Below are 23847 nucleotides of genomic sequence, written 5' to 3'. Positions count from 1 at the left end.
TGATGATACAAAACAATAGAAAGAGGGATAGGGATGAGTTCTAAGATTTATTATTTTTCTGGAACAGGAAACTCTTTAGTGGTTTCAAAGACTTTAAAAGAAATGTTAAATGAAAATGGGGAAGTAATACCTTTAGCTATACATAGAAAAGAAAGACATATAGACGTAAATGAAGATATATTGATAATTGTTTTTCCAGTTTATTTCTCTGATGTTCCTGATATAGTAAAGTTTTTTATAGATAAGTTGAATTTTAATAGTAATACTCATATATATGCTATTGCCACTTGCAATGGGGTGGCTGGACACAGTTTATTTACTATAGATAAATTACTTAAGAAAAAGGGTAAAAAATTATCTGCTGGTTTTTTAATTAATATGCCTGGAAATGCTTTGATAACACCTCCAGATGTTGAAGAGGAAAGATTGAGAAGTCAAACTAATAGAGTAGCTGAAGTTGCAAAATGTATCAATAACTTGGAATTTGGAAATATAGAGGGAAAAAACAATTTAAAGTCACATATAGATAGTGTTGTACTTCATCTAGTAGGTAAAAACATGCAGATTGCCACCACTAAATTTTTTGCAGAAGATAATTGTAATGGGTGCGGAACATGCAAAAGAGTTTGTCCATTAGAAAACATAAGTATAGTTGACAGAAAACCAAAGTGGAGTAATGAGTGTGAAAGATGTTTAGCCTGTTTTCATTGGTGTCCAAAAGAGGCTATTAATATAAAAAAATCGTTTTTGACAGATAGAAAGAAGTATCACCATCCAGATGTTACAGTAAAGGATATATTTTTAGAAAAATAGATAAGTTTGATTTGTTCAATGATGGACAATATTAAAGGTTAGTGATAAATAATATTAAATAAAAATTTAAATTTACTATAAAAAAAGTACTATAATTATAACTTATGATTTGAAAAGTAGAGTGCCTCAAAGCGTTTTTATGAGGCACTTTTCTATTATTTTATAAGTTCTATCATTTTTTGAATATCTTCTGAGGCCATTTCGAATTTTGATTTTTCAATCAATAAGTTTCCACCAGTCATAATATATGATGGGAATATTCGTAAATTGTCATAATAAAGTTCATTATTACGAAGTTTGTATGTTGAAATAGAAGGAACTGCATTCTTTTTTGTATGTTTTTTAGTAATCATATTAAAAGATTTTTTTGCTACATCTCCCATTAACATTATTACCTTTAGATTACTGAATAATTTAATTTCTTCTTCTAAAATAGGCATGTGCGATTGAATAGTGTCGCGAGTTATTGTATATTCTGATTTAGGTAATTTTACTGCATTTGTTATATATATGCCTAGATTTAAGATATCGTTTATGCTAGATACTTTTATACCTGCATTTTGGAATAAAGGGATTGTATTTTTTAAGTAGTCAGCATGCTCATCTAAACTATAAAAATCATCATTAGGATTACTTGGTACAACTTCGTTAATCATTATAGTTTTTATAGAGTCTGTATCTATTGTTATATTGGGAAGATATGATAAGACTTCATTATCCTCAAAAAGATTATTATTTTTAATAAATTCATTTAAAGTTGATTTTATATTTATCTTCATATGTTTAAGCTCCTTAATTTTAAGCCTTAAATACTATAAAAAGTAATTGTAAAGCAAAAGAATTTTAAAAACATAATAGCACAATAAACATGACAACATAATGTCATGTTTATTAATTAATAACTTATATAAAGAATATCCTTTGAAAAGTTCAATTCTATTTAAAAACATAAATATGACCTCCAGAAATAATATTAATCTATTACCATTATAAAAGAAATTAATTCTAAACTGTTATAAACCAAAGATAGCAAAATTACATTGACTTGTAAAGTTTTTAGAAGTACGATGTAAATATTAAAATTAATAAATCAATGTTTTTATAATGAAATGTATTAATAAGATTACATAAAGATTGGATGGAGATTTTATATGAAAAAAATGCCAGAAGGAAAAATAAATATAGATACACAGGAAGTATCACAACAAAAAGTTAGAGAATGGAAAGCTGTATATGAAAAATATAGAAGTACTTTAAATGTAAATGCTAAGTCTATTTTGGAATTAGTAGAATATTTGAAACAAAAGTATACACTAAAAGAAGAAGCTTCGGAAGAATTTAAAAATGTAGTCATTAATAATATTAAGTTAAACAAACCTTTTTCAAAAAAGATACCGAGCAATAAAGAATTGAAACCTATTGTATTTACAATTCAAAATGAAGGAAAAGCAAAGACTTTATATGAAAATCAAGAAGAAGTTTATAGTGGTTGTTCTATTGTTGTAGGTATGGAATTTGAAACAGGTTGTGTTTTTGTGGAAGGTAGTAGTGAACTTGCTGATGAAATAACTACATTTAAAGGATTAGATGAAGATGATATAAATAATTATTATTTATTAGCAAATTATGTTAGATGTATAAAGAAATATAATCTTATAGATGAATAAATACTTTAAATTAGGCAAATTAAATCTAGCTGACATACTGTAGAAAATCAAAAGAAATAGATAACTGTGTATTTAAAAGTCAATTAATGTGATTTTTCTCAAAATCGTTTGATTTTACAAATTGTATTAAACTTATATACTATTTTTGCTAATTTACTACTTTTAAACAATAAAATATATCAAGATACGAGAGTATATGTAAATATACACCAAATGAAAACATAAAAAAAGACCATAAATAAAGGCGATAGCAATATTTGTGGTCATAAAGATATATAATCAAAAAATCTATAGGATTATAGTTTAAAAAAGATAATTTATTATGTTTTATTTATAGATATTAATTTATTATTATCATTCTATAATATCTATACAATCAATAATATCCATTTTTTTAATTCTCCTTAAAGGAATAAGAGTGGCTATAATACATGCAACTATAGAAACAAGTGTAGCTTGTGAAATCGAAACAATTGGGATATTAGTAAAATCAATTTTTTCTATAGTAGCCATGTTTATTATAATAGCACTGGCATATCCTGCAATTGAACCAAATATAGAAGCAGAGATTCCATAATAACAACCTTCCCATAAAAACATTTTGTATAAACTACTGTTACTCATACCAATAGCTCTCTTAACTCCAATTTCATTAATTCTAGTATTAATGTTTGTATGAGTTGTGTTAATAATGTTTAAAGTACCAATCAAACCTACAAATAGTATAATAGTCCATGCTAAAAATTGTATTTGTTTGAAACTTTCTTTAAGTTGGTTGTCTGATTCAATATACGATATCCAACGAGAACCTGGATTGTTTTTGCAAATTTGTTCAATAGATAATTTTATTTCTTCTAAATTTGATTTATCTTTAGCATAAACATTTATCTGACTGAATCTATTTTTATTTGTTAGGGTGTCATATACAGTATCATATACAATAACATCAATACCATTTAACCAACCATTACCCTGCAAATTAATCATTTTATCTACAGTATTGTATACTTTTAATTGTTTTTTATTAATTGTAATATTATCCTTTGGTTTTAGATTTGTAGCCTTAAATTTTGTATCTGATGTAGAAATAGCAATTGGATTTTTTATAAGACATAGAGAGCCATTTTTGAAATCCTCCAATAAAGAATCTTTTACAGAAGGTATTAATTCTTTAAGAGTTTGTTCATCAACTCCAATAACTTTTAACATTTCAGAACCATTTTTAAAGTTAATATCTGTATTTATTTCCCCTTGTTTATATTCAGAGTATTTGATAAAAGAGGTACGATTGATATTTTTCATGTTAACTATTTTATCTAGCGTAGATTTATCAAAGCCAGGCACTTCATTTGTTAAAGAAAAATCTCCTTTTTTTAAGTCACTAACCGATTTGGATACATCTAATACATTAGAAAATTCACTCAGTGCAACAAATACTGTTATACTCATAAATAATGATAGTATAGTTATTATAGTTCTACCTTTATTTCTTTTTAGATTTAGCCATGCTAGATGTCTTTCGAAGTTTTTGATTGGTTTTTCTCGTTTAATCTTAATTTTTCTTTTGATTTTGATAGTGCTACCAGCCATAGCAATTTTAGGAGAAACATGTGAAGCATATATTGCTGATGGTAAAGCCGCAACAAATGAAAATACTAGTGAAATACTAACACTTAATAATAGTGGAATTAAGTATGCTGTTGAATTTCTCTGTATAATCTCACTCATTTGTTTACTGTCATTTACTAAAAATATATCTGGATTTAAAATATTCGTAACCATCTCAGTTATGCTTTCAGAAGAAACAATTCCAATTATAGCTCCAATAGGTATAGCAATAGCGCATAAAAATAAAATTTGTAAGATAATAATTTTATATAGTTGCCTTGGTTCAGCTCCAATTGCTCTTAAACATCCATACTCTTTGATTTTCTTTGTAACAGAAATTTTTAAAATATTATAGATTACAAGTCCAGAGGCCAGTAGTACTAAGAGTGCAACAAATAAAGATATTATTATAATTATAGACATACTATCACTATTGGAACTGTTTTTATCTCCTTCAAAGTTAATTCCTAATGTATTTAAATAAACCCAGTTGTATTGAATTGAACTACGAGAAATATTGATTTTTTTGGCTAATTGATTTATAATTTCCTGAAATTTATTTTGTTGCTTTATTTTAAAATCCAATGATGATAAAGCATATCTTTTAGGTAATAGATTTTCTGATGTACCTTTACCTACAACACTATTTACTATTCCACTTGCATAGCCTGTGTAGTCATTTTCTAAAATACCACTTAGTTTAAAATTGGTTTTATAACCATAGGGTTGTTCTGTATCATTTAAGAGTGAGATATTTAAATCCATAGGAATAGTCATACCAAGTTTTGGTTTTATTCCCATGAGTTGTAATGTATTTTCATCTAAGACAATCTCATTTTTATTTTTAGGAAGATGTCCAGACTTTAATTTCATTAGTTTTGGATAGTTGGAAAGTCCTATTTTATCGTATTCTTTTACAAGTATAGAGATACCTGTATTCTTTATTTTACTAGTACCAAGTGTTGTTGAAAGACCAGCTTGGTAGATTCTATTATCCTTTTTTAGTTTATCAACTTGAGTTTTATTGAGTTGGTGAAAGGATACATGCCTATCACCATTAAAAGAGCGAGCTTGCTCTTTTCTTAAGTTTTGAAGTATGCCAATTGATTGACCTACTACAGTTGTCATTATAGTTGACATTATTATTGCAATAACAATTAATGTAGTCATAAGTTTTTGGTTTTTTAACTCTTTTATTGAAAGTGAAAGGTAATTCTTCATTACTATTTCACCTCCATAAGTACACCATCAATTATTGAAAGCTGTCTGTCAGCAAGCTTTGCAATCCTATCATCATGAGTTATTACTACTAGAGTCTTTTTAAATTGTTTTGATGTTTTAATAAGAAGATTCATAACTTCACTACCACTTTTGCTGTCTAAGTTTCCTGTAGGTTCATCTGCAAATATTACATTTGGCTTTGCAATTAATGCTCTAGCAATAGCAACTCTTTGTTGCTGACCTCCTGAGAGTTCATGTGGAAGATGATGCAATCTATCTGAGATTCCAAGCAATGATGAAATTTCATTTAAGTATTCTTTATCAGGTTGTCTTTTATCTAATAATACAGGCATTGAAATATTTTCTGAAGCTGTCAAAACTGGTAGTAGATTAAACTGTTGAAATACAAATCCAAAACATTTTCTTCTAAGAGTGGAAAGTTCCTTTTCACTATATTTATACATATCTTTCCCATCAAGTAATACCTGCCCAGATGTAGGACTATCTAATCCACTCAAGATATGTAAAAGTGTACTTTTTCCACTTCCAGAAGGTCCAATGATAGAAACAAATTCACCTGAGTTTATTTCTAAATCAATGTTGTTTAATGCAATAACTTTGTTGTTATTAGAACCATATATTTTTGATAGTTGTTTTGCTTTTATAATCATAAAAAACACACTCCTTTTTTGTATAAGAAGAGTGTAAGTCATAAAACTCAATTTTCTCTCAACTTTTATACAATTATATAAATAAAAGTAAATTATAGACAAAAAGGATATAAATATATTTGAAATACTGTGTTAAAAAATAAGATAGATAGACTTATCTATATCTATTATTTTGAATCTCAATAGAAATTATAATTTAATAAAGAAATAAGAATAAAAAATTAAAATGAAATTTCCTTAGAGAAGTTTAATTAGTTTAAAGAAAATATTTAAAGAAAATTTATTAAAACTAGGCAGATTTAAGGGTATTTGTTGAGTACAATTCAATTCGTAGGGGTATAAGGGTTAAATGGATGTAATTTACTATTAAAGAAAAAGATTCCAAAATAAAGTAGGAGTTGCTATGAACATTTTTACTTAATATTTTTATTTGTTCATAGTGGTTGATATAGGAGGAGGATAACTACTAATAAAATTAACTGTAGCTTTGAAATATAAAGCTGTTATGGATTATTATTGTGATATAATAATTGTAAACATAAAATTAAACCAGATATTGGGAGGACTATAGAATATTGGGAAGACTATACAATATGAAGATAGTATTCGCAAAACTGCGAATAGGTGCAGTTCCACTTATCTTGAGCATTGCCCTAATTTTGACAGGTATATTGTCAGTTCGTTCTATCAACAACCTTGAGGGAGATGCACGTGTTATCAATTATACAGGTATTATCCGTGGTGCTACACAGAGACTGATAAAAAAAGAACTTGCTCATGTACAGGATGATAGTTTGATTGCACACCTAGATGATATACTAACAGGGCTTTCTAATGGAAGTGCTGAACTTAATTTAATAAGACTTGAAAGTGAAGAGTATCAATCATTATTAGTAGAAATGAAAAAGGATTGGTCAGATATTAAGGTAGAAATCATGAGTTATAGAGATGGAGGTTCTGGGGACAAACTGTTTGAGATGAGTGAAGATTACTTTAACTTAGCGGACCAGTTAGTAATGGCTGCAGAGGTATATACTGATAAAATCGTTCAAGATGCTCGAAATTTATTGTTTTATATTAATATAGTGTTTATATTGATGGCAGGGCTATGTACTGTTTTTGCTTTCTGCCAAGATAAACGTCGCAGAAGATTGATTGAAGCTGAAAATGAGAATAAACTAAAGAACGAACAGTTATCAAAAAGGTTGCAAGAATTGCTTGTTCCTATAAATGAAATAACAGAACTAATGTATATATCAGACATTGATACCTATGATTTGCTATTTGTCAATGAAGCTGGAAAGAAAACTTTCAATATCAATGACGAAGAGCATTTGAAGTGTTATAAAGTATTGCAGGGATTTGATTCTCCATGTTCATTCTGTCAGAATTCTATTCTAAAAAAGGATGAAAATTATACTTGGGAACATACAAACCCAATCACTAAACGCCACTACTTATTAAAAGATAGATTAATGGAGTGGGAGGGCCGCACAGCAAGAATGGAAATTGCATTTGATATTACTGAAGCAACTAATGAAAAAATTGAACTAGAGAGCCGTTTGAAGAGAGATAATGTTCTTGTTGAGTGTATTCGAGAACTTTATCGCAATCATGAAACGTTAGATGCTACTAATTATGTATTGGAACAGGTAGGAAATTTGTTTTTAGCTGAACGTGCCTACATTTTCTTATTTCATGGTGATAATCTATCTAATATTGCAGAATGGTGTAAAGAAGGTATAATTCCACAAATTGATAACCTACAGGATTTACCACAGTCAGATTTTGCAATGTGGCTCAATGTGTTTCAAAAGCGAGGCAATGTAGTTATTCATGATATAGAAGACTTAAAATTGACTATGGAATTTGAATATGAGATTCTTTTACAACAGAAAATTAAGCGTCTGGTCATGGTTCCATTAGAGCGTAATGGAAAATTAGATGGGTGTATTGGACTTGATAACCCCTCTATAAACTTAACGGAAAATGCAGCTACATTTCTTGAAACTCTTAGTTATTTTAGTGTGATTGCAATGCATAGAAATGAAAATGAGGAAGTTCTTTATCGTTTAAGTTATTTAGACACTCTTACTTCTTTTTATAATAGAAACCGTTATATTCACGATATTGATAACCTTGTGGGCGAAAAAAATTCTATTGGCGTAGTATATTTAGATGTAAACGGACTCAAGGAAATCAATGATAATTTGGGACATGATTCTGGTGATGAGTTGCTTAAAGCATGTGCAAAAATCATTCAAAATAGCTTTGAAATAGGTTCCTACTATCGAATTGGTGGTGATGAATTTGTAATTATTTGCATAGATATAAGTGAGAATGAATTCAATGAAAAAGTTCAAAAATTAAGGAATAATTTTATGAATGATGAATGTAAAGCTGCCATTGGTTCAAAATGGGAAGAAAATTGTGAAAATATTCAATTCATTATAAAAACTGCAGACGAACTCATGTATGCTGATAAAAAAGAATTTTATCATAACCATCGTGCAACAGGACGCTATCGACATAATACTGATGTATTAGAAGATTCAGATAGATTGAAAGAAAAAAATATTTAATAAACAGTTTCAAGTTTATCTGTACATAAATTTATACATAAAGAGTAAAGAAGTTATTTAAGCAGAAGCATTAGTATGTTATTTGAATGATGATGGACTGAGTTAATTGACAGATAAATTTATTATTGTATTATAAAAATTAAATTTAATTAGCGAAATAGATTTTTATGTATTTGAAATGTGTTGTGTAAATCTATCTGATTTAAAAAAATCAGATAGATTATATTTATGTTTAAGGTTGCGTCTTTTTATTAGAATGTACGCTATAGGGTATATTTTAATAAAACTTAAAAGTTTATTATGTTTTATACAAGAAAATCTAGATTAAAAATTAAAGTACCTCTAGTCTTTTGTTGAGAACTTTGTTGTAATTTTAGCACCACCAATTGGATTGTTTTCAATAAAAATAGAGCCACCATGTTTCTCACATAATACTTTAGATATATAAAGACCCATACCAAAATTTAAGTTGTTATTATTTAAAGTCTTATCTTTATAAAAAGGTTTTAATGCTGATTTTATAGATTCTTCACTAAATCCCACACCATCATCTTCAATTACGAAAGTAAGGAATTCTTGCTCAAGGTATATAAGTATAGATATTTTATTTTTTGCATATCTAAATGCATTTGATATTATATTTTCAATAACTCTATGAATAATATTTTCATCAAATAATACGTTTATATTATCCACTTTATTTGTAATTTTAAAAGATTTTCCAGCTTGTTTTGATAGAATAGAGATATTGCTATCTAAGTTTTCTACAAAAGCATTTATACTTGATGTAGATTTTGTAATAACTAGCTCTTCTAATCGTTGAGCATTACTCATACTATTTACATAGTATTCAATTCTGTTGATATGTTCAGACATAAGTTGTGCAGTTGATAAAATTTTTTTATCACTAAGTTTTCCTGTTGGCATGTATTTTATTAAATAATCTGAGTATCCCTTTAGAACAGTCAGAGGATTTCTTAAATCATGAGAAAAAGCAGCATTAAGCTGTTTTCTATCGTCTATCATAGTCCACATTTTTATATTATTTTTATTTAGTTGCAACCTCATTTTCTCAAAGGCACTACACAGATTACCTAATTCGTCATTACTCTTATATTCTAAGTAAAAATCTAAGTTATTATTGGATATTTCGTTTGCTCCTTTATTAAGTATTTCAATAGGTATCTTTAATTTTACCTTATAAAAAATTATATCAGCCAATAATAGAAGTCCTATAAAAAATACGAGTGGGAGTATAAGCTGAAGTGTGCTAATTATATTAATCAATACTTTATCAAAATCACTATATTGATTTAAATTATTTTGCACTATGGTTATAGTTTCTGTGTATAAAGGAGTTTGTAAATATTTGTCTTGTATAGAGTGATATATGTAATTAAGTAAAATGTATGAGACTGTTGTAAGTACTGATGCTATAATTAATGAAGATAGAGTGAGAAAGAAAAAAGATTTTTTTAATGACATATTTTTTATTTTATCCATTTGTAACCAGCTCCCCATACTGTTTCTATGTAATTTTCAAGAGTATATCTTGATAATTTAATTCGTATTTTTCTGATATGTTCCATTATAACATCACTATTTCCATTTTTATCATAGCCCCATATTCTATCATAAATTCTCTCTCTATCAAATACTTGACCAGGGTTCGTAGAGAGAAGTTCTACGATATCAAATTCTTTTTTTGAAAGTGAAACTTGGTTATTATCAATGGAAATTGACCTTTTTTCATAGTCTATTACTAAATCTTTATAAAAATTGACTTTAGTATGATTTGATTTTCTTTGTTCGCGTCTTAAGTGAGCAGAGACTCTTGCCCCAAGTTCCTCTAAATCAAAAGGTTTTACAATATAATCATCAGCACCAACACGAAAACCATTAATTTTATCATTGTTTTCAATTTTGGCTGTTAAAAATAAGATAGGACATGATATATAGTTTCTAATTCTACTGCAAACTTCAATTCCATCTATTTCAGGCATGTTTATATCAAGTAGAATAATGTCTGGATTTTTAGATATTTTTTCTAGTGCTTCTTTTCCATTTTGAGCAGTGTAAACTTCATAATCATTTATTTCAAAATAATCCTTTAATAAAGTGGTGATTCCTTCCTCGTCATCTACAACAAGTATTTTACTGTTCATAAAAATTCTCCTTTCTAAATAAAACTTTTTAAACAACTTCTATTTTAGTATAAAAATCTCAAGAATTTCTCAAATTATTAAATTTACATAAAAATATAATAGTTTTAATGATTAAAATTAGTATATTTTTATATACTAAATAAATCAAGTGTCTAATTATTGGAAAATTTAAGCATGTAGTTAATAGTCTTTATTTGAGTATTCTAATTTTAATATATAAAGATGAATAATTTTCCAAAAGGGCATCTTGGGAGGAGTATTTTATGAAAGATAAAGTTATTTATTATTTTACATCAACTGGAAATAGCCTAAGTGTAGCAGAGAGTATATCGAATAAAATAAATGCAAATATAATTAGAATATGTGAAACAACTGATGTAGATTGTAATAGTGATATGATAGGATTTGTATTTCCACTATATTTTTGGGGGTTACCTAATCTTGTTTCTAAATTTATATCAAATCTAAATATTAAAAGTGATAAACCATATATTTTTGCTGTAGTAACTTGTGGAGGCATGATAGGTGGAAGTGCGCTTCATGATGTGGATGCTTTATTGAAAGAGAAGGGTCATGGACTAAATCTAGGTTCAAGGATACAGATGGTTTCTAATTACATTTGTGAGTTTAAAATAAAAGATGATAAAAAAATTGATAATTTACTTAGAAAAGCAGAAATCAAGGTTAATGAAGTGTCAGAAGATATTGTAAATAAGAAAAGTAATAAAATTGGCAAAACAAATTTTATATACAAGAAGTTTTATAAAAAATATATTTCATCTTGTGCAAGTCAAGATAGCCATTTTTCAGTTGAAAATACCTGTATAGAATGTGGTATTTGTTCAAAAGTATGTCCTGTAAATAATATAGACGTTGAAAAGGGGAGACCGAAATTTTTACACAATTGTGAACATTGTTTAGCATGTGTACATTGGTGTCCTAAGCAAGCGATTCAATGGAAAGATGTAACTAAAAATAAAAAGAGATACCATAATCCAAATATAAAGTTGGAAGATATGATAAGTGAGAAAAGTAAAGATATTTAATAAAAAATGACTACTATTAATCAATTAGTAACTAAGAGTAGTTGGGATAATTACCATAATAAAAACCCCATAAATATTTTAAATAATTAATTTAGGGGGTTTTATAATTTTTTATTTTAAAATATTAAGTTCATATAAGTCTGTTCTTCTATGTTTAAGTAATGGTAATTGTTGTCTTATGTCAGGAATTAAATCTCTATCAATATCAGCATAGATAATGCATTCCTTTTCATCAGCCTGAGCTATAATTTTTCCCCAAGGGTCTGAAATTCTTGAATTACCAAAAGCTATGTAAGAAGCATCTTTATTTCGAGCAGGTGCAGCACCAACATAAAATATCTGATTATCTAAAGCACGCATTCTGATAGATAATTCCCAATGTGCAGGTCCAGTTGTCATATTGAATGCTGCTGGCAAGATAACGATTTCTGCACCTTCAAGAGCCATTAAACGTGATAATTCAGGGAAACGAATATCATAGCAAATAGCAATACCCATCTTTCCATATTCAGTATCTATTATAGTAACATCATTTCCAGCAGTAAGAGTATCAGATTCTTTAAAGCTAACTTTTCCTGTAACTTCAATGTCAAATAAGTGCATTTTGCGATGTTTTCCAATTAAAGTTCCATTTTTATCAAATACATAACAAGTATTATAGATTTTGCTATCTTCTAACTCTGGAATACTACCAGAAATTAGATAAATACCATGTTTTTCGGCTAGTTTACTCAATGTATTTGTTGTTTCACCTGGATATTCTTCTGCAAATTTAGGAAAGTATTTATTTTCATATGGACAATTAAACATTTCCGGTAAAACCACAATTTTAGCCCCATTATTGGCAGCTTCTGTTACCATTTCTACAGCATGATTAATATTTTCAATCTTGTTTTCTGTAGTAATCATCTGACACACTGCAATTTTGTAGGAATTCATAAAAATTACTCCTTTCGATATTTTTATGTTATTATAACATATTAAATAAAAATTAGATATAAATACAAAATATGTAAGTTGAATATGTTATATAACCAAAGAGTACAAATTACTATAGATATATATTTTAATTTATACTCTTATAATTTATATCATATCAATATATTGACTTTTTTTACCTATGTTGATAGTATTATTTTAAAGACAATAAAATAATACTAGAGTTTTATAGGGTTCCGCAATTATTAATGATTGGTCTGGTCCAAGATAAAACCCACAACATAATTTTGTTGTGAACACGGAAGGATAAAAACCTGGGAGATATTTTATAATATTTCTCAGGTTATTTTATTGCTAAAAAAGAGATATATTATTTGAAAAGAGGGATGATTTATATGAAATGGTTATTTTTATTTATTGCAGGACTATTTGAAGTTTTTTGGGCATTTCAATTAAAAAATTCACATGGATTTTCTAAGTTGACTCCAAGTATACTTACTGTTGTTGGGATGATTGTTAGTTTTTATTTTTTATCATTGGCGCTTAAACATCTTCCGCTTGGAACGTCATATGCCATATGGACTGGAATTGGTACAGTTGGAACTGCTATTGTAGGAATTGCTCTTTTAAATGAACCAGTTAATATGGCTAGAATTTTATGTATAGGTCTTATTGTAGTGGGGATTGTAGGATTGAAATTATTATCTAGTAACTAATAAGTATGAATTAGGATAAATAGTAGGAGGTGATAGTTATAGAATATAGAAGCTAATTTATAGGAATTAAGTGCATCAGCAGAATAAAAGATGCTATAAAGTTAGAAATTATAAAATGTTGTAATAATACAATAAAAAAGCTATGAAATTAGAAATTATAAAATGTTTTAAAGTAATTGATATTTTATAGAATTTCTGATTCATAGCTTGTTTTTATTTATAAGTTTATTAGATTTGTATTTGAAAATTATATGTATATATTCTGTATAATTATTTTGCTAATAATAAAGCAGTTAAATCCATAGGGTCAACTATTACACCATCTTTATAAACACGCATATTTCCAGATGCTATCTCATCTATTAATATTACTTCATTATTGTAGAATCCAAATTCAAACTTAATATCATAAAGTTCAAGTCCTTTTTCAGCTATAGTATCACGAACTATGTTAGAAATTTTTTGAGTCATACTCTTCATTGAATCAAATTGAGCTTGAGTCATAATATTTAAAGCTTCTAAACCTTCAGATGTTATAAGTGGGTCACAACGGTCATCATCTTTTAAAGTTGCTTCTACATAACAGTCTAACTTAGCTCCTTCTTCAACACATGAACCATAACGACGTAAGAAACTACCAACAGCTCTATAACGACAAATAACTTCTAATCCATTACCAAAAACTTTTGCTGGTAACACTTCCATAGTTGCATCTTCTAAATTAGCACTTACATAATGAGTTTTAATTCCAGCATTGTTTAGAATTTCAAAGAACTTAACAGATGTTTCTAAATTAGCCTTACCAATTCCATCTATGCTTAGCCCTACAGTATTTTCACCTGGATCGAATACACCATCTTTGCCAGTTACATCATCCTTAAATTTAAGTAAGAAATTTCCATTATCTAATTCAAAAACATCTTTAGTCTTTCCTTGATACACTTTTTTCATAAACAACCTCCAAAATATTAAATTATTATATTGAATAAGGCATTAGTGTCAAAAAAGTTCTGGTATTCGTATAAAAATCTATATTGATGCCTTATATTTAATATTATATCACAAAAATAGAGAATTTTTCCGAACATTTTTATAAAAATAATAAAAAAAGTACATTTTATGAAAAATTTTAGAAAAGTACTCAGAAAGAAAGTGAGTGTCATTTGTATTAACACACATAAGTTTTTGTAGGAAAATTTTTTGACACACTTTGACACACATATAATAACAGTGTGATAAATGGCATGAAAACTATATTTACAAATGTTGGCATAAAAATTGCTCTATATATTTTACATAAAAAAGATGAGTATATATCTAAATAAAATAAACAATAGAGGTGGTTAATGTGAAGTCAGTTAAGTTCTATGGTGTAAGAGATACAAGAGTAGAGAATGCAGATATACCTAAAATATTAGAAAAAGATGATGTAATAGTTAAAGTAAAAGTTGCTGGTATATGTGGCTCTGATATATCAAAATACTCAAAGACAGGCCCTCATATGGTGGGAGAAATCTTAGGACATGAATTTTCAGGAGAAGTAGCAGAAGTTGGTATAGAAGTAAAAGATTTTAAAATAGGAGATAGAGTTGCTGTTTGTCCAGCTATGCCATGTTTTGAATGTGATGAATGTAAAAAAGGGTTGTATTCAAGATGTAATAATGTAGCAATAATAGGCAATAAAGAGCTTGGAGGATGTTTTGCTGAATATACAAAGGTAAAGGAAAGAAATTTGATAAAAATACCAGAAGAAATAAGTTATGAAACGGCTGCTGCTTTAGAACCAGTGTGTATAGCAGGGCATGGACTTTTTAGGTCAGAAACTAAGGTAGGAGATACTGTTGTAGTACTTGGAACAGGGCCAATAGGCTTATTTTCAATACAATGGGCAAAAATATTTGGTTCTACAAAAATAGTGGCTATAGATGTATTTGATGAGAAATTAGAATTAGCGAAGGAATTAGGAGCAGATATTTGTATAAATGCAAAAGAAAAAAATATTGTAGAAGAGATAAAAAAATTAACTAATGGAGCTGGAGCAGACATTGTTATTGAATCAGCAGGAACTCCAATGACATGTGGTCAGGTATTATTATTAGCCAAAAAAGGTGGGACAGTACTGTATGCAGGAGTACCATATGGAGATGTAGCTTTAAGCAGAGAACAATTTGAGAAGATAGTGAGAAGTGAGCTAACTGTGAAAGGAACTTGGTTTGGAAATTCATTTCCATTTCCAGGAAAAGAATGGAGTGCTGGCTTGTATCATATGCAAAAAGGTGACATGAATGTTGAGAAATTGGTGACACACAGAATAAATTTAGATGAAGTGCCAGATTATTTTGAAAAAATATACAAAAGAGACATTTTCTTTGGTAAGATAATGATTAATGTGGCTAATTAAGGTAGAGCAATAAAGATAGTAATTTATAATGTATATAAAAAAGTTAAGAGAGGTATGATTCATATGGCAGGAATAATTATAGCTGCACATGGGAATATGGCTAAAGCAATGTTAGAAAGTGCTGAATTAATAGTAGGGAAACAAGAAAAAGTAGAAACTTTAGGATTAAACCATGGTGACAGTATAGATGAGTTTAGTAGAAAATTAGAAAATGGAATTGAAAAATATAAAGATGAAGGTATTTTAGTATTACTTGATTTTTATGGAGGAACTCCTTTCAATACATCTGCTGTTATAATAAATAAATTTGCTAAGGAATGTGAATTAGAATGTTTAACAGGTGTAAATTTGCCTATGCTTTTAGATCTGTTTTTAAACAGAGATACTATGAAATTAAAAGATTTAAAAAATTTATGTGAAGAAGTTGGAGTTTCAGGAATTAAAGATGTAAAAGCAGCTTTAAATATATAAAATAAATTAAAATTTTGGAGGAATTATTATGAGCAATATAGCATTAACAAGAATTGATGATAGATTAATACATGGGCAAGTTATAACTGCTTGGTGTAAGATTACATCAGCAAAGAGGATAGTAATAGTAGATGATTTAGTTGTAAAAGACCCTTTTATAGTTCAAGTATTACAAATGGCAGCACCTTCAACTGTTAAGGTTGAAGTGCATGATATAGAATCAGGTGCTGAAGTTTTAAAATCATATGATGGAGATGAAAATTTAATAGTATTAGTTAAATATCCTAAAACTGTTTTAGGTCTAGTAAATAATGGAGTAGATTTAAAAGAATTAAATGTTGGGGGTATGGGTGCTGGTCTTGGAAGAAAAAGTTTTTATAAGAATATATCAGTATCAGATGAAGAGAAAGAAATATTTAGGGAGTTAATATCAAAGAATGTTAAGTGTTTTATACAAATAGTTCCAGATGCAAAGAAAATTGATGTAGGAACATTGTTGTAAGACCTATTTTGTAAATATTTAAAATTAAATAAGGAGGAAGAACATGCAAATTTCACTAATTCAAGCAGTTTTAATAGCAATTTTTTATTATCTTTCTTGGAGTCCATGGCTAACTTATGTTGGATTTTTTACATGGAATAGACCTTTATTAGCTGGATTTGTAACAGGAATTATACTAGGAGACCCAGTTCAAGGAGCAATTATAGGTGCAGGTATAAATATGATATATTTAGGATTCATATCAGCAGGAGGGGCTCAAATGGGAGACCCAGCTTTTGCAGGATATGTGGGGACTGCTTTAGCTATAGCATCTAATTTGGATGTAAGTACTGCAATGGCAATAGCTGTTCCATTAGGTACTGTTGCAACTGTACTTTGGATAGGTAAAATGACAGTCAATTCTTTTTTTGCACACTGGGCAGATAGAGAGGTTCAAAAAGGAAATATAGATAAAGTAGCATTTATAAATATAGTTCCACCTCAGATACTATTGTTTGTAATGAGTTTTATACCAGCATTATTAGTTGTTTATTTTGGGCCAAATGCAATAGATGGAATGTTAGAAGTAATGAATGATAATGTGTTACATGTATTCAATGTAATTGGAGCTATGTTACCAGCGTTAGGAATTGCTATGAACTTAAAATTAATTGGAAATAAGTTTACTATGCCATTTTTCATATTAGGTATATTAATGGCTGTTTATTTTAAAGTAGATATAATAGTAATATCTGTTATTGGAGTAATACTTGCTCTTACAATTACTTCAATTAAATATGGAAAAGATGGTGCGACATCTTAAATATATAAGAAAGGGGAAAAAATTATGTCAGATACAAAAAGTGAAGTAGCTAAGAAAACGTTAAGCAAAAAAGATGTGATAAAGTCATGGCTAAGATGGTTTTTCTTTGCACAATCTAACTACAATTATGAAAGATTACAATCAACAGCATTTTCACATTCAATGTTACCAGTACTTAAGAAGTTATATCCAGATAAAGAAGAGTTAAAGCAAGAAGTAGAAACTCACTTGGCATTTTTTAATACAGAGCCTATATGTGGATGTGTTATACATGGAATAACAATAGCTATGGAAGAAGAAAAAGCTAATGGTGCAGATGAAATAAGTGGTGATGGTATGAATGCCATAAAGACAGGTTTAATGGGACCATTGGCAGGCATTGGAGATACTTTAACTCAAGGAGTTATAACACCTATAGTATTAGCTGTTTGTATTGGTTTAACTGAGGGAGGAGCATCAATTGCAGGACCGATATTATTTGTATTGGCTCAATATATAATAATGACCTCAATTTCATTTGGAATGTGGACAAATGGATACAAGTATGGTAAAAAAGCTGTTGAAAGTATACTTCAGGGTGGAATAGTAAATAAAGTTATAGAAGGTGCTTCGATACTAGGGACTTTAGTTATGGGCGGACTAGTAGGTAGATTTATTAATTTATCTACACCAATAAGTTATACTAGTGGAGATTTTAAATTTAGTCTTCAGACAGATTTACTTGATAAGATATTTCCAGGATTAATTCCTTTGGTACTTACTTTATTGGTACTCTTTGCTTTAAAGAAAGGTCTTTCTCCAATAAAAATAATGGGTATATTGATAGTGGTAGGTGCTATTACAGGTATATTAGGATTATTTTAAATAAATGCATATGATGTATTGATGAGGATTTTAGATAAATTGGCTATATCTATAAAATACAATAGCAATTAGGGTAAATTAGATTATTAATAGATTAAGATTTAAGCTTTAAGCTTAGATAAGTAGTGTAGAATATATAATTTTGTAAAAGGTATCTCAAAATGATTTTTAAATCATAGGTGAGATACTTTTTTATTTATGTATAAAATCTTATGGGATTGGATAAAAATATTAATTTTATATAGAAGAGTTATTTTGTAGGTTTCTGCTTTATATTAATATTTAGAGAGTAACAATTATATTTAAAAATTTTGCAGAGTTAACTATGTGTTTAAATTTATAAATTTAGTATTAAAGCTTATCTGTACTCTATTTTATATTGGTATTTAGTAATAATTGTAAACTTCTTGTAACATATATTTTATATAATTGAAACAATGGATATAATATGAAATATAATAAATTTAGGGATGTGAATATATGAATGTATTAATTGCTGATGATGAAGTGAGTATGATTAAGATACTTTGTGCTTATTTTAAAAAAGAAGGCTTCAATGTATTTACTGCAAAAAATGGGGAAGAGGCTTTAGATGTTTTTTATGAAAATAAAATAGATTTAGCAATACTGGATTGGATGATGCCAGTAATTGATGGAATAGAGGTTTGTAAAGAGATAAAGGAAAATAGTAACACAAAGGTACTTATGTTGACAGCTAAAAGTCAAAGCGAAGATGAAATCGAGGCACTCAATATAGGTGCAGATGAATATGTTAAAAAGCCATTTGACCCTAGAGTCTTAATAATAAGGGCTAAGAAATTGGTAAATTATAAAGATACAATTAATATAAGAGATTTAAAAATAGATTTTGAGTCAAATAAAGTTTTTAAAGGTAATGATGAACTACTATTGACTAAAAAAGAATTGGAATTAATGCATTGCTTAGTTAATAATAAAGGAATAGTTTTATCTAGGGAAAGACTTTTAGATTTAGTCTGGGGATTGGATTATGATGGAGATTTTAGAACAGTAGATACTCATATAAGAAGACTGAGAACAAAAGTAGGAGAAGATATAATAAAAACTTACAGAGGATTAGGGTATAGTCTGGAGGATTTTGATGACTAAACTAAATAAGAAGTTATCTATAAGTATATCAATAGTAGTTGTAGTTGTTTATATAATATCTATAGCTATAAATAGTATGTTTATTCATAGGTATTATTTACATGAAAAAAGAAATGTATTGAACAACATTGAAAATGAAATAAAACATAAGGATATTAATAAATTAAAGTCAAATATTGAATTAATTGAAGAAAAAAGTAATACAGCCATTGTATATGTAACATTAGATAAAAATTACAAAAATAAAAATAGTATGGATAAAATAAATCAAGATTTGCTAGACGCTTTTTGGAATAAAGGTTTGAGCTTAAATAAATTTTGGATTGAAGGAAGTGTTTTAAAAGATATTGACAATAAAAGTATTAATAAAATATATAATCAGGGAAAAACCAAATATAGTCTACTAGTAAAGTTTATGAAAAAGGATAATTATTTATTTGCTATATCTATACCAATAGAACATTCAGAAGAAACAATTGGTATAGTAAATAGATTTAATATAATAATGGGGATATTTTCAGTAATTATAATAACTATACTTACATTTATACTGTCAAACAGAATTATAAGACCTATGGAAAAGTTAAAGCTTTTATCGAAGGATATATCTGAGTTAAATTTTAGAACTGAGGCCATAAAAACGAATGATGAAATAGAGGAGTTAGCTTATAGCATAAATATAATGAGTGTAAAGCTTGAAAAGGCACACAATGAATTAAATAAAAGAAATGAAAATTTAAAATCTTTTATATCTGATGCATCTCATGAAATGAAAACTCCAATAGCACTTATAAAAGCATATGCTATAGGTATGAAAGATGGTTTGGATGATGGTACTTATACAGATACAATAATTGAACAGGCAGAAAATATGTCTAATACAATAAATACTCTTTTATATTGGGCTAAATATGAGAAAAAAGAAGTTAGTTTGTGTGAAGTAGATTTAAAGGAAAGACTGCTTAAGAATTTAAAAAATTATGAATTATTGATATCTAAGGATAATATAAGTGTTCAATGCGATATAGAAGATAAAAATCTTATAATAAATTCTGATAAAGATAGTATAGATATGGTACTTAATAATTTGATTAGTAATGCAATAAAGTATACTAGTGATAATGATATAGAGATTAATCTTTTTAGAGATAAGGATAAGATTATTTTATCTATAAAAAATGGAATAGATTATGATAGAGAAGATGATATTGATGATATATGGAAGCCTTTTTATGTCTTAGAGAAGTCAAGAAGTAAAGAACTTTCAGGTACTGGTCTTGGTCTTACAATAGTTAAGACTATACTTGAAGAAAATAATTTTAGATATAAGGTTGAAATTTGTGATGGAAAGATAGAATTTTATATTATCTTTATATAAGCTTTATACTATTTTTATATTGTCTCGTAAAAATACAACAAAATAAAATATAAATATAAAAAATAATTTAAAAAATATCAAATTAATTTGTTTTTCATATGGATAAAATTGGTTATTTAATATATAATCATAATAAGCATAAATAATGAAATTTATTTATAAAACAAGTAGCACTTTTAATTCTAAGAGCTACTTTTTTTTACATAAAACCTACTATTTTACAACAATTCATTAACATAAAAATCAAACTCACCTTAAAATTAAAATTTACTAATTTTTCAATCAATTAGAAAATCTACGCATTCCTTTATAATAACTATAATATAAGAAAATAATAAATAAATTATATATTAATTATAAAATCATTATAGTTAGAAAACCTCTTTAAAATTAGTCTTTAAGTATCCCTTAGAATTAAAACGGGAACAAAACGAAACAATTAGGTACTACTAATGGACAAGGGGGAAATATAATGAAAATACCAAAGAAGATTGCTGCTATGCTTACAGTTACTATGATAGCTGGAAGTTCTACAGCAGGTATAGCTAGTGCACAAACAGTAGCAACAAATTTAACAGGACAAGAGAGATATGAAACTGCTGTAAAAATAAGCCAAGATGGATGGAAAAATGCTGATGAGGTAGTAATAGTAAATGATTCATCTATAGCAGATGCTCTATCCGCAACACCATTTGCAAAGGCAAAAAATGCTCCTATACTTTTAACAGGTAAAGATAAATTAAATGATAAGACAAAAGCAGAGTTACAAAGACTAAAAGCTAAGAAAGTATATCTAATAGGTGGTACTTCTGTACTAAGTGCAAATATAGAAAAACAAATAAAAGATTTAAAAATATCTTTTGAAAGAATATCTGGTGCAGAGAGATACCAAACATCTTTAGAGTTAGCAAAGAGATTAGATGCAGTAAGTGATGTTAAAAAAATAGCTGTAGTTAATGGTGAAAAAGGGCTTGCAGATGCAGTAAGTGTGGGTGCTCCAGCTGCGCAAAATAATATGCCAGTAATACTTGCTGACTCTAAAAATGGAACAGCAGTTGCAGATAAATTTATAAAAGATGCAGGAATAACTCAATCTTATGTAATAGGTGGGGAAAGTTCAGTTTCTGAAGCTGTAAAAAATAAACTACCAAATAGTACAAGATTAGGTGGAACAGATAGAAATGATACAAATGCAAAAGTAGTAAAAGAATTCTATAAAAAGACAGATTTAAAAAATGCATATGTAACTAAAGATGGTATGGCTAAACAAGACCAACTTATAGATGCATTAGCAGTAGGTGTATTAGGAGCTAAAAACCAATCACCAGTAGTTTTAGTTGGAAAAAATCTATCAGCTTCACAAAAAACTTTAGTTAACTCTAAGAGTTTTGATAAAATAACTAAGGTTGGTGGAAATGGTAATGAAACAGCATTTAATGAAATTAAATCATTACAAGAAGTAAGTACATCTGAAGCTAAAACAATTGCTGAATTAAAGTCAGCTGTAGATAAAGCAACTGCTAATGATGTTATAAACTTTAAACCAACTAGTGAAGTTAAAGAAGCATTTACAATACAAACTGACAAAGCAGTAACAGTGAATTTAAATGGTACATATACAAAGACTGTAACTATCAACATGCCTAATGGGGATGTAAACAACTATGCAAAAGTAGATGATGTAGTTATAGATGATGTTAAAGATGGAACTTTCGTTAACTATGGAAAAATAACTAATTTAAAAGTTAATGATAAAAATGGAGCTAAGATAGAAAATAATTCAAAAGGTGAGATTGGTAGTTTAACAGTAGCATCTGGAGCAAGTCAAATAAAAGTAACTAATGGTGGTAAGATAACTACAGTTACAAATAATTCTAAAGGTACTACTATAGATAATAAGGGTACAATAAGTACTGTTAAAGGAGATAATTCTCCATCTATAAGTGGAAATAATCCAAGTTCTAACTCATCAGGAGGAAGTTCATCAAGTGGAGGAGGTTCACATGGAGGAGGTTCTTCTTCATCAAAAAGTAGTGCTAAAGAGCTATTATCTACAGTTATAGGTACCTTAGACAAGCTAAATCACAAGGTAACAGGAATAGATAAAACAACGAAAGTAAGTGAATTAAAATCTGGATTAAAAGTATCACCAAAAGCAAGCGTTGAGATATTAGATAAAATAGGTGGTAGTGAAGTAACAAATCAAGAAAATACGATAGTAACAGCAACTATGATAATTAGAGTAACAGCAGAAAATGGAACAACACAAAATTATACAATTGAATTAGCGGTGGATAATAGTGCAAATGATATAGAATCAACAAGTATAGGAACATTAGATGAAGCGAATAAAAAAGTAACAGGTGTTCCAGTGTCAACAAAAGTAAGTGAACTAAAAAGTGCAATAAAACCATCAATAGGAGCAAGTGTTGAGATATTAGATGCAACAGGTGGAAATGCAGTAGAGAATCAAAGCACTACTAAAGTAACATCAACTATGGTAATAGAGATAACAGCAGAAGATGGAACAACTAAACAAGAATATAAGATAGAATTAGCGACAGCTAGTAGTGCAAATGATATAGAATCAACAAGTATAGGAACATTAGATGAAGCGAATAAAAAAGTAACAGGTGTTCCAGTGTCAACAAAAGTAAGTGAGCTAAAAAATGCAATAACACCATCATCAGGAGCAAGTGTTGAGATATTAGATGCAACAGGTGGAAGTGCAGTAGAAAATCAAAGTACTACTAAAGTAACATCAACTATGGTAATAGAGATAACAGCAGAAGATGGAACAACTAAACAAGAATATAAGATAGAATTAGCGACAGCTAGTAGTGCAAATGATATAGAATCAACAAGTATAGGAA

Annotated in this window: 20 protein-coding genes and 1 riboswitch; of the genes, 13 read left to right on the top strand and 7 right to left on the bottom strand. The window is 28.0% G+C overall.

The genetic code is table 11. The annotated features are described in order from the left end of the window. The first annotated feature begins 33 nt into the window (after positions 1 to 33). Positions 34 to 813 (top strand): EFR1 family ferrodoxin, encoded by a 780-nt coding sequence (locus IC174_RS15580; protein WP_227483350.1) that lies wholly within the window; start codon positions 34 to 36, stop codon positions 811 to 813. A gap of 155 nt (positions 814 to 968) precedes the next feature. Here the strand turns inward: IC174_RS15580 and IC174_RS15575 are convergent, their stop codons facing one another. Then, positions 969 to 1592: a uracil-DNA glycosylase family protein gene (locus IC174_RS15575; RefSeq protein WP_227435286.1), complete on the bottom strand. Its 624-nt coding sequence runs from the start codon at positions 1590 to 1592 to the stop codon at positions 969 to 971. Between the two features lie 372 nt (positions 1593 to 1964). Here IC174_RS15575 and IC174_RS15570 point away from each other — a divergent pair, with 372 nt between their 5' ends. Then, positions 1965 to 2480, top strand: a complete 516-nt coding sequence (locus tag IC174_RS15570; protein ID WP_227483349.1) for a hypothetical protein — start codon at positions 1965 to 1967, stop codon at positions 2478 to 2480. Between the two features lie 354 nt (positions 2481 to 2834). Here the strand turns inward: IC174_RS15570 and IC174_RS15565 are convergent, their stop codons facing one another. After that, complete coding sequence (locus IC174_RS15565; protein ID WP_227483348.1) at positions 2835 to 5309, bottom strand: ABC transporter permease; 2475 nt, start codon at positions 5307 to 5309, stop codon at positions 2835 to 2837. A 2-nt stretch (positions 5310 to 5311) separates the two neighbouring features. Further along, positions 5312 to 5980, bottom strand: a complete 669-nt coding sequence (locus IC174_RS15560) for an ABC transporter ATP-binding protein (protein ID WP_227483347.1) — start codon at positions 5978 to 5980, stop codon at positions 5312 to 5314. A gap of 593 nt (positions 5981 to 6573) precedes the next feature. Between IC174_RS15560 and IC174_RS15555 the strand changes: the two genes are divergently transcribed. After that, complete coding sequence (locus tag IC174_RS15555; RefSeq protein WP_227483346.1) at positions 6574 to 8562, top strand: sensor domain-containing diguanylate cyclase; 1989 nt, start codon at positions 6574 to 6576, stop codon at positions 8560 to 8562. 342 nt (positions 8563 to 8904) lie between these two features. Here the strand turns inward: IC174_RS15555 and IC174_RS15550 are convergent, their stop codons facing one another. After that, positions 8905 to 10065 carry a sensor histidine kinase gene (locus IC174_RS15550; RefSeq protein WP_227483345.1) on the bottom strand — a complete coding sequence of 387 codons (1161 nt, stop codon included), beginning with the start codon at positions 10063 to 10065 and terminating at the stop codon, positions 8905 to 8907. Then, positions 10053 to 10727, bottom strand: coding sequence for a response regulator transcription factor (locus IC174_RS15545; RefSeq protein ID WP_227483344.1), 675 nt, complete (start codon positions 10725 to 10727; stop codon positions 10053 to 10055). The genes IC174_RS15550 and IC174_RS15545 overlap by 13 nt, the downstream gene beginning before the upstream one ends. 263 nt (positions 10728 to 10990) lie before the next feature. Between IC174_RS15545 and IC174_RS15540 the strand changes: the two genes are divergently transcribed. After that, complete coding sequence (locus tag IC174_RS15540) at positions 10991 to 11773, top strand: EFR1 family ferrodoxin (protein WP_227483343.1); 783 nt, start codon at positions 10991 to 10993, stop codon at positions 11771 to 11773. Positions 11774 to 11884: 111 nt separating this feature from the next. Here IC174_RS15540 and IC174_RS15535 read toward each other — a convergent pair whose 3' ends face one another. Next, positions 11885 to 12712 carry a carbon-nitrogen hydrolase family protein gene (locus IC174_RS15535; protein ID WP_227435271.1) on the bottom strand — a complete coding sequence of 276 codons (828 nt, stop codon included), beginning with the start codon at positions 12710 to 12712 and terminating at the stop codon, positions 11885 to 11887. A 217-nt stretch (positions 12713 to 12929) separates the two neighbouring features. Next, positions 12930 to 13035: riboswitch (guanidine-I (ykkC/yxkD leader) on the top strand. Between the two features lie 72 nt (positions 13036 to 13107). On the opposite strand from IC174_RS15535, the gene sugE reads away from it, so the two are divergent. Continuing rightward, positions 13108 to 13428, top strand: coding sequence for a quaternary ammonium compound efflux SMR transporter SugE (gene sugE / locus IC174_RS15530; protein WP_227435269.1), 321 nt, complete (start codon positions 13108 to 13110; stop codon positions 13426 to 13428). Positions 13429 to 13698: 270 nt separating this feature from the next. On the opposite strand, the gene IC174_RS15525 is transcribed toward sugE, so the two are convergent. Next, positions 13699 to 14379 (bottom strand): phosphoribosylaminoimidazolesuccinocarboxamide synthase, encoded by a 681-nt coding sequence (locus IC174_RS15525; RefSeq protein ID WP_227435267.1) that lies wholly within the window; start codon positions 14377 to 14379, stop codon positions 13699 to 13701. A gap of 397 nt (positions 14380 to 14776) precedes the next feature. On the opposite strand from IC174_RS15525, the gene IC174_RS21430 reads away from it, so the two are divergent. The 8 genes from IC174_RS21430 to IC174_RS15485 form a co-directional block, all read left to right on the top strand. Continuing rightward, on the top strand, positions 14777 to 15829 hold the full coding sequence (locus IC174_RS21430; RefSeq protein WP_227483342.1) for a galactitol-1-phosphate 5-dehydrogenase: 1053 nt from the start codon (positions 14777 to 14779) through the stop codon (positions 15827 to 15829). Between the two features lie 54 nt (positions 15830 to 15883). Continuing rightward, the gene (locus tag IC174_RS15515) at positions 15884 to 16300 is read left to right on the top strand and encodes a PTS sugar transporter subunit IIA (protein ID WP_413927196.1); all 417 of its coding nucleotides are present in this window, start codon (positions 15884 to 15886) and stop codon (positions 16298 to 16300) included. A 28-nt stretch (positions 16301 to 16328) separates the two neighbouring features. Then, positions 16329 to 16802 (top strand): PTS sugar transporter subunit IIB, encoded by a 474-nt coding sequence (locus IC174_RS15510; RefSeq protein ID WP_227483340.1) that lies wholly within the window; start codon positions 16329 to 16331, stop codon positions 16800 to 16802. Between the two features lie 43 nt (positions 16803 to 16845). Next, positions 16846 to 17604: a PTS mannose/fructose/sorbose/N-acetylgalactosamine transporter subunit IIC gene (locus IC174_RS15505; protein ID WP_227435258.1), complete on the top strand. Its 759-nt coding sequence runs from the start codon at positions 16846 to 16848 to the stop codon at positions 17602 to 17604. 24 nt (positions 17605 to 17628) lie between these two features. Next, the gene (locus IC174_RS15500; protein WP_227435256.1) at positions 17629 to 18468 is read left to right on the top strand and encodes a PTS system mannose/fructose/sorbose family transporter subunit IID; all 840 of its coding nucleotides are present in this window, start codon (positions 17629 to 17631) and stop codon (positions 18466 to 18468) included. A 480-nt stretch (positions 18469 to 18948) separates the two neighbouring features. Beyond that, positions 18949 to 19596, top strand: coding sequence for a response regulator transcription factor (locus IC174_RS15495; protein WP_227483339.1), 648 nt, complete (start codon positions 18949 to 18951; stop codon positions 19594 to 19596). Further along, complete coding sequence (locus tag IC174_RS15490; RefSeq protein WP_227483338.1) at positions 19589 to 20974, top strand: sensor histidine kinase; 1386 nt, start codon at positions 19589 to 19591, stop codon at positions 20972 to 20974. Before IC174_RS15495 ends, IC174_RS15490 begins: the two co-directional genes overlap by 8 nt. A gap of 472 nt (positions 20975 to 21446) precedes the next feature. After that, positions 21447 to 23847 (top strand): cell wall-binding repeat-containing protein (locus IC174_RS15485; protein WP_227483337.1); only part of this gene is annotated, 2401 nt, incomplete at its 3' end.

Origin of the sequence: Clostridioides sp. ES-S-0001-03 (assembly GCF_020676075.1) — a bacterium.
Taxonomy (GTDB): domain Bacteria; phylum Bacillota; class Clostridia; order Peptostreptococcales; family Peptostreptococcaceae; genus Clostridioides.
Note: the sequence above shows the minus strand (reverse complement) of the source record. Positions and strands in the feature narration are given on the sequence as shown.